Source organism: Soehngenia sp. (genome assembly GCF_055108775.1).
On record NZ_JBSQIL010000075.1, the window covers coordinates 1 to 8472 of the forward strand.

Genomic DNA, 8472 nt, shown 5'->3' on the forward strand with positions numbered 1-8472 from the left:
AGTAGATGTGAATATCAGAAGATTAAGATCTAAAATAGAAGAAGATCCTAGCAAGCCAAAATATATAGAGACTATATGGGGAGTAGGATATAGGTGGAGAATAGAGGCATGAGAAGAAGATGAAGAAAAGCATAAAAAGTAGATTGATTAAAAACTTCATGATTATAATTATATTAACAGTTTTAATAATAGAAATTACTCTTATTACAGGGGTTAAAGAATATTTTTATAAAAATGTAGAAACAATAATGATAAATCAACTAGAATTATCTACTACTTTTTATGAGAAATATTTTTCATCTGCAAATTTATCTGATATCGTAATCGATGATGTAGATGCTTTTTGGTTACACACAAATGCACAGGTTCAAATATTGGATATTGAAGGCAAAGTATTGATGGACTCTTTAGGATTTGATCATGGGGAAGCTATTTACATTGATGAAGTAACCAAAGTATTAACTCAAGGGAAATACACTTATATTGGTAATGTTGAGTATACTAATGAACCTGTTATGTCTGTTTCTATGCCTCTTTTAAGACACAATAGCCCAGTTGGTGTTATGAAGTTTACTACAAGTCTAGAAATAGTGAATGAAGATATTAAACAGATTTCTAAAGTACTTATATTAATAGGAACTGTAGTAATTATAATTTCCGGAATAATTAGTAATTTATTAGCAAAATCAATAGTTAAACCTATTCTAGAATTAACAACTATTGCTGAAAAGATGACTGATGCTCAGTTCAAAGTTCGTAGTAAAGAATACAAAGATAAAGAGATTGACAAGTTATCATCTACATTGAATTATATGGCAGAAGAGGTGACAAGAAGGGAAAAGATAAAAGATGATTTTATTTCTTCTGTTTCCCATGAGCTAAAAACCCCACTTACTTCAATAAAGGGATGGGCAATTACTTTGAAATCCTATGACAATATCGATGAAGCAATTTTAAAAGATGGGTTAGATATAATTGAAACAGAAAGTGACAGATTGGCAAATATGGTTGATGAATTATTAGACTTTTCAAGATTTACATCTGGAAGGATATCATTAGTAAAAGAATCTTTAGATTTGAATCAACTCTGCAAGTCAGTTGCAAATCAATTGATGCCAAGAGCTATCAATAACAAGATAAATTTTAATATATTCATTCCTGATGAAAAGATTTTCATTATTGGAGATTTAAATAGAATAAAACAAGTGTTAATAAATATATTGGATAATGCGTTTAAATTTGCTGAAAATGGTAATGTTGATTTTGTTTTGTATCAAGAAGAAGACTATGCTTTTATAAAAATAAGTGATGATGGACCAGGAATATCTAATGAAGATCTACCTCATATAAAAGAAAAGTTTTATAGAGGAAATAATTCTAACTCGCATAGTGGCATTGGGTTATCAATATGTGACGAAATAATGAAACTTCACAATGGATTATTTGAAATTTATTCTGAAGAAACTAAAGGGACAACTGTTTTATTAGGTTTTCTGAAAGAGGAGGTTGTTTGATGAAAAAAATAGCTATAATAATTTTTGCTCTATCTTTCATTGTGTCTGGATGTAGCACAATAGATATGGAGAATAGTGAGTTTATAATAGCTCCACAAAATCAAAAACCTCCTATATCTGGCAGATGGATAATATCTGAAGTTCTCTATAAATATGAGAATACTATTGAATCTAATGATGAATATATTGGAAAAGAGCTTTTTTTTAACAAAGATGCCATTCTAATAAATGATGACTATACTACCAATCCAAAATTTGCGATAAAAAATGTAGATTTGCAAGAGTATTTTTTCTATAGATATAAATTATCATCGGAGAATTTAGGTTTAACTAACCAAGAGGCAAAGATAATAACAATTCGTAGTGATGAAAATTATTTTGCAGAATTTATTAAATTAGATGATGAAAACATGATATATTATTTAGACAATGCGTTTTACAAATTGACTCTTGTTGATAAAGATATAAAATTAGAAGAAATTGAAAGATATATAGAGATCGAAAGAGCTATAAATATGCCACTACAGAGCATGAAATCTGAAGAGTTAAGCTCAGGAGTTTTATTGGGAATAAAAATTCAAAAATTTGATGAAGACAAAAAAATTATAGATTGGGATTATGAAACAATTTGGATTAATATGCAGAACAAAGAATTAGAAGGTCTATTTAAGGTAGATAAGTTACTAGTACCTAGGAAAAATGGATTTTGGGAAATTGAACAAAATAGAGTATATGCTAATGATAGTATATATGATAAAATAATAGCAAAACCAATATCAACCAATGAATCATCTAATATATTATATACTACCAAAAGCCTAAATGATGAAGAAATGCATGTTGCATCTTCAAATTTTCAAAAAAGAAAACCTTCAATTTTGAAAAACATCTTATTCGTTGGAAATGACTATATATCAATAGAGAACATTGACATAGAAAGAGATGATAGAAAAACACTTCAAGTATATGCTATTGATAATTTAGAAGATGAAAAACCAATAAGACTTTCTGATTTAATAGGAGAAAATGGAACTAATTTATTCAATGAAGGGGCAAGAAATTCTGTAAATTTTGAAAAAGCAATCACTGTAAATGAAGAAAACTTTGGATTAGTTAGAAGAAATGGATACTGGACTTTAAAAGGAAGAGTTAATTTTAAAGAAAAAGAAATAGAATATTTTAGCGATTTTAGCATTAAAGCACTACCACCAAAAGAAATGGTCAGCTATGATGAATTAGCTATCCCATTTGAAGTATTAAAACTGAATTTACCAAATGTTGTTGATGCTTTTTCATCTCCAAACAAGGATTTTATTGTAGTAAATACTTCAAATAATCTAGTGATTTATTTAATCGAAGGGGATGATGTTAGTAAAATTCCTGTTGCATCGATACCATTACCGGAAGGATCTACAATTATTATGTCTGAATGGGCAACTGGTAGATATCCAAATATATGGCAAAAAATTTTAACTGAACAAGGTGCATATGAATTAGAATTTGAAAAATAAAAATAGAAAGGGATAAAATATGACACAATCAAGTATGTTTTTATCACAAATAATTAATACCTTTTCTGGGCTAAAAGAATATTTGGGGAATGCATATATTTTATTTATATCTTTATTGATAATTTTAATTTTAGTATTGGCCATTAATTATATTTATAGAAAAAATAATTATTTGAATTATTTACCTGGATTATTAGCATTAGTAGTTGGAGTCTTTATGCTAATATTCAATATAGGGAACTTATTATATGTTGAAAATTTACACAAGATGGAAACTACGATTGTCCTTATTGTTTCGGGATTATGTGGAATAATTTTTGCATTATTGCTTTCAGTCATAAAAAAACCGAAAAAAAAGAAAAAGAAAGTTTCTAAAAAGAAAAAGAAAGATAACCAGAATGATTTAGAATAATAAACAAGCCATAAGTTTAATAGACTTATGGCTTGTTTATTAAATTAACCTTACCTTTATGAGTAAGAGATTTTATTTGTTTTTCTCTCTTCAGTGCTAAAGATTTATCTTCATATGTTTCAAAGTATACTAAAATTATAGGTATCCTACTTCGAGTATATTTTGCACCTTTTCCTGAGTTATGGGTTTTAAATCTTTTTTCTAAATCAGTTGTAAAGCCTGTATATAATGATCCGTCTGCGCATTGACCTATATAAACAAAATACATATAATCATATCTCCTTTTTAGAGAAAGCTGAGTCTACGATTTTTTTCGAAAAACTGTAACTATGCCCACGTCTTTGAAGATAAGAAAGGGATTTGTTAATTGCCTTAATCTTATCTTTTTCATATTCATCAAAGTACTTTTTACTTATTAAATTACACAGTTTTTCAAAATCACACTCAAAATATTCTTTAATAGAATATTTTATTATATTTTCATCTACACCCTTATTTTTTAGCTCATTATATATTTTATACTCTCCCCAATTATTATTAATGGATTTATAAGATATAAATTTTTTAGAGTATTCATAATCATTTAATAGATTTTCTTCGATTAATTTATTGACTGTTGCCTCAATTGTATTTTCATCGAAATTCTTAAGTTTTAAATACTTTCTCATTTCAGATATAGTTCTATCTTGATAAGATAGATATCTAAGAGACAGATTATAGGATTTTTTCTTATCAAGGTCTATTATATCCTGATTTATTTCTTCTACAATTTCGTCACTATAATTAACAACTATTTCTTCATCATTATCAAAGGATATTATTTTTTTGGTATTGTAATTTTTAATTGATTTTATTTTCTTCATTTTATCTATTATCTTCCTTTTTTAGTATTAAATAGATACCTATAATAATTATGGCTACAGGCCAAAGATTAATTAATTTTAAGTATATATTCCATAATCGAAAATTGAACAATTTTAATATGGAAAATATACCAATTATTACTAATGTAAATCCTAAATATTTGCTTAAATCAGAAGGATTACTTTTAAAATAATTTTTAGAGCTATTTGTTGAATTTTCTTCAGGGATTATGATAGCAGCTATTAAGTAAAAAAGCAAAACTTGACCAAATGAAATTATAGATAATATTATTGCAGCTATTCTGATGATTTTTGAGTCAACATTTAAAAACTTAGCTAAACCACCACATACACCAAGTATTACTCTATCATTTTTTGAACGAGTTAACTTTTTCATTTAAACCTCCATATTAGATCAAAGTTTATAAAAATTTATGGAGTAAACCATTAAATCTTTATTTTGAAATTTTATATTATTAATTTTACTTTATATCTATGTTAACAGATAAATAACTATATATAAATACAAAGTTTGATAATTCCATTTATTATTAAAATATGGTAACATTATTAAAGGTGATGTAAATGTTTAATATATTATCAATTCTTGCAAAGTACATATTTGTATTTATTATTTATATGTTTATTTTTTTGATTATTAGAATGATTTATCTTGATATAAATCAATTATCAATTGAAAAAAATTTAAACGGTGCTTATTTAAAATTATTAAATAGATTGGATGATCTTCAATATAAACTTAAAGATAGTTATTCAATTGCAGATGAAATAACTTTGGGTCGAAGCAATGACAATGATATAGTTATTAAGAGTCCATATGTTTCTAAACATCATTTTAAAATAGTTAAAGATGAGAAAGAATTTTATATTGAAGATTTAAATAGCTCAAATGGAACATATATAAATGGAGAGAGAATTTATGATGCAAGAAAATTAAAAAAAGGAGACATAATAAAAGTAGGTGAATTAGAATTTATGTTCATGGATATGAACTAGGAGATGAATATGAAACTTATAAATTTTAAAACTGCAAGGAATTTATTATTTATTTTTGAAATAATTTCTTTATCGTTAATATTTTTATATAATTGGCCTAATATTGAAATCAATACCATATATTTGTCCTTAGGGTTAATAGCGTTGGTTTATGTTTCAAATGTTATTTTATTGAAATTATCTAAAGGGGACAATTATATATTTTTAATTGTATGTATGTTGATGTCAATTGGGATTATTATGATATACAGGATTGACCCAAATTTAGGAATCAGACAATTACAATGGTTATATATTGGTATTATTAGCTTTTTCATAACTTATATTTTTTTTAAATTCTACAATAAATGGGATAAACATTTTGAATTATATTTAGCAATTAGTTATATTCTATTTTTTTCGACACTTTTTTTCGGATTAAGAACTAATGGTTCATTAAGATGGATAAATATAGGAGGGTTATCATTCCAGCCTTCAGAACTAATAAAAATAATTTTTGTATTTATTTTAGCTTGTATATATTCTGGTAAGGCTTTTAGTGCTAATTCAAAATTTGATAAACACAAAGAAATAATAACATTAGGAATTGTTTACTCTTTTATAGCCATTCTATTCATTCAAAGAAATTTAGGAGCATCAATAGTGTTTTTTGCAATATACGCTGGTATTCAATATATTTACACTCAAAACCTCAAATATACAATTTATAATTTAGTCCTTTTTACTTTTGGAGGGTTTGCAGGATATTTTATATTTGATCATGTGAGAATAAGATTTATTACTTGGCTAAATCCATGGGAATATATCGATACTATTGGTTACCAAATAACTCAATCATTGTTTGCAATTGCAGAAGGTGGTTTTTTCGGAACAGGTATAGGCAGGGGACGACCTAATTTTATTCCTTTATCTTATAATGATTTTATATTTTCTGCAATTATAGAAGAGATGGGTATATTAACAGGAATCGGGATAATAATGTTATATTTAATTTTTGTTTATAGGGGATTTAAGATTGCTCTAAAACAGGAGGAAATGTTTTATAGAATTATTTCTATTGGAATTAGTCTCTTATTTGGAGTTCAAACATTTATAATAATTGGTGGAGTAATTAAATTAATACCATTAACAGGGTTAACATTGCCTTTTATTTCTTATGGTGGGACTTCCATAGTGACTAGCTTTATTGCTTTAGGGTTTTTACAAGGGGCTTCTGAAAAGGATTTAAATGGAGGTTCTCAAAATGAGTGATATAGAAAGAAAGAGAATATTAAAAGTTGTTTCAATAATGGCATTTCTAAATATAATTTTGATTTTTTATTTAACATATTTTCAGATATTTCAAGCAGAGAACATTAAACAAAATCCGTATAATAAGCGTTTGTGGGCAGATGAACAAAAAATTATCAGAGGTAGTTTCTATGATAGAAATAACAATGTTTTAGCATATTCTATAATTGGAGAAAATGATAACATAGAGAGAGTATATAAATATGACTATTTATATAGCCATATTATTGGGTATAGTTTTAGAGAGTATGGAAAAGCAGGTTTAGAAAAAACTTATAATTCAAGTTTAATTGGCAACACAAATACAATTGATATAAATAACATTAAGAATTTAATTGGTAATGAGAGACAAGGCAATGACATAGTTTTGACAATTGATCATGATATACAACAAAAATCTAGAGAATTGCTTTTAGGCAAAAAAGGCAGCATAATAACCATGAATCCAAAAACAGGTGAAATATACTCTATGGTTAGCATGCCAGACTTTAATGTAAATAATTTAGCAAATGAATGGGAAAATATCATAGAAAACCCAAATAGCCCTCTATTAAATAGAGCTACTCAAGGATTGTATCCTCCAGGATCAACATTTAAGATCGTAACAGCATTATCATCATTGCAAAATGATAGCACTGATACTGATTATATATGCACTGGGTCAATAATTGTCGATGGTTATAGGATTAATGATTATGATGGGAAAAACCATGGAAATGTTGGTTTAGAAGATGCCTTTATTGAATCTTGTAACACTTATTTTGCTGAAGCTTCCTTAAGATTAGGGCATGATAAAATATTAGAGACAGCTGAAAATTTTTACTTTAATAAAAAAATTCAATTTGATTTAGACTTAAAACAATCCTCTTTTCCAACTAATGATATGACAAAAACTGAATTGGCAGCTTCGGGTATTGGGCAAGGAAGAATTTTAGTAACTCCTTTAGAAATGCTCATGGTTACTTCTGCAATAGCAAACGATGGAAACATTGTAAAACCACACTTAGTGTCAAAAATATTATCTTATAAAGGAGATGTGATAGAGACTAGATCCATAGAAATTTTAAATAATGTCGGTAATTATAACGATGTAAAAAAAATACAAGATATGATGATTGATGCTGTAAGAATTGGGACAGGCAAAAATGCTAAACTTAGAGATATAACAGTTGCAGGAAAGACTGGTACAGCAGAAAATTCTTCAGGATTAGATCACGCATGGTTTGTAGGTTATGCACCTGCTGAGAATCCCAAAATAGCAGTGGTAGTTTTATTAGAAGAAGAAGGGGCAACTGGAGGAAGATCTGCAGCTCCAATAGCTAAAGATCTTATTGAATTTTCTTTACAAAAGTTAAATTAGGAGGTATTTACTTGAAAATTAAAGAGAGAAGTGAAATTTCAAAGGAATATATGTGGAATCTAGAAGATATTTACAGCAATAATGAAGAACTAGAAGAAGAATTAAAAAAATTAGAAAAAGATTGGGAAATTATCTCTAAAATGAAAGGAAATTTAACATCAAATTCAACTAATCTTCTAGAAGGATTAGTACTAAGAGATGAGATACTGAGGATAGTAGAAAAAATCTTTTCTTATGCAAGCATGAAGTTTGATGAAGATACAAGAGTAAATGAATCACAAGAACTATTTGATAAAGCAATTTCATTATATTCAAAGTCGCTAGACATACTTTCGTTTATCATACCTGAAATTTTAAGCGCAGATGAGAATAATTTAAAAAAATATATTAAAGAAGACTCTAGATTAAAAATATATGAGCATTTCATAGATGATATACTAAGAAGGAAAGAACATATAGTGTCAGATAAAGAAGAATCGATAATCGCACAATATAGTGAGGCTCT

At 26.9% G+C, this 8472-nt stretch carries 10 protein-coding genes and 1 pseudogene; 8 read left to right on the forward strand and 3 right to left on the reverse strand.

What is annotated here, in order from left to right; all coding sequences use genetic code 11:
- From ACTB1H_RS08285 to ACTB1H_RS08300, 4 genes are all read left to right on the forward strand, one after another.
- The coding region (locus ACTB1H_RS08285; RefSeq protein ID WP_463262388.1) for a winged helix-turn-helix domain-containing protein at positions 1-112 on the forward strand (112 nt) is incomplete at its 5' end.
- A gap of 7 nt (positions 113-119) precedes the next feature.
- Positions 120-1514, forward strand: a complete 1395-nt coding sequence (locus ACTB1H_RS08290) for a HAMP domain-containing sensor histidine kinase (protein ID WP_463262379.1) — start codon at positions 120-122, stop codon at positions 1512-1514.
- Positions 1514-3025 (forward strand): hypothetical protein, encoded by a 1512-nt coding sequence (locus tag ACTB1H_RS08295; protein WP_463262380.1) that lies wholly within the window; start codon positions 1514-1516, stop codon positions 3023-3025. Before ACTB1H_RS08290 ends, ACTB1H_RS08295 begins: the two co-directional genes overlap by 1 nt.
- Positions 3026-3044: 19 nt before the next feature.
- Positions 3045-3437 carry a hypothetical protein gene (locus tag ACTB1H_RS08300; protein ID WP_463262381.1) on the forward strand — a complete coding sequence of 131 codons (393 nt, stop codon included), beginning with the start codon at positions 3045-3047 and terminating at the stop codon, positions 3435-3437.
- 25 nt (positions 3438-3462) lie between these two features.
- On the opposite strand, the gene ACTB1H_RS08305 is transcribed toward ACTB1H_RS08300, so the two are convergent.
- Genes ACTB1H_RS08305 through ACTB1H_RS08315 form a run of 3 tightly spaced genes read right to left on the reverse strand, consistent with a single transcriptional unit; the run spans position 3463 to position 4697 of the window.
- Positions 3463-3705 carry a GIY-YIG nuclease family protein gene (locus ACTB1H_RS08305; protein WP_463262382.1) on the reverse strand — a complete coding sequence of 81 codons (243 nt, stop codon included), beginning with the start codon at positions 3703-3705 and terminating at the stop codon, positions 3463-3465.
- 4 nt (positions 3706-3709) lie between these two features.
- Positions 3710-4300 (reverse strand): regulatory protein RecX, encoded by a 591-nt coding sequence (locus ACTB1H_RS08310; RefSeq protein ID WP_463262383.1) that lies wholly within the window; start codon positions 4298-4300, stop codon positions 3710-3712.
- 1 nt (position 4301) lies between these two features.
- Positions 4302-4697 carry a PspC domain-containing protein gene (locus tag ACTB1H_RS08315; RefSeq protein WP_463262384.1) on the reverse strand — a complete coding sequence of 132 codons (396 nt, stop codon included), beginning with the start codon at positions 4695-4697 and terminating at the stop codon, positions 4302-4304.
- Positions 4698-4885: 188 nt separating this feature from the next.
- Here ACTB1H_RS08315 and ACTB1H_RS08320 point away from each other — a divergent pair, with 188 nt between their 5' ends.
- The 4 genes and pseudogenes from ACTB1H_RS08320 to ACTB1H_RS08335 form a co-directional block, all read left to right on the forward strand.
- Entirely contained in the window at positions 4886-5317 is a 432-nt protein-coding gene (locus tag ACTB1H_RS08320) for an FHA domain-containing protein (protein WP_463262385.1), read from the forward strand.
- A gap of 9 nt (positions 5318-5326) precedes the next feature.
- Positions 5327-6568, forward strand: a complete 1242-nt coding sequence (locus ACTB1H_RS08325) for an FtsW/RodA/SpoVE family cell cycle protein (protein WP_463262386.1) — start codon at positions 5327-5329, stop codon at positions 6566-6568.
- Positions 6561-7967, forward strand: coding sequence for a peptidoglycan D,D-transpeptidase FtsI family protein (locus ACTB1H_RS08330; RefSeq protein WP_463262387.1), 1407 nt, complete (start codon positions 6561-6563; stop codon positions 7965-7967). Before ACTB1H_RS08325 ends, ACTB1H_RS08330 begins: the two co-directional genes overlap by 8 nt.
- Positions 7968-7978: 11 nt before the next feature.
- Positions 7979-8472: pseudogene (locus ACTB1H_RS08335) on the forward strand (oligoendopeptidase F); the annotation flags it as partial.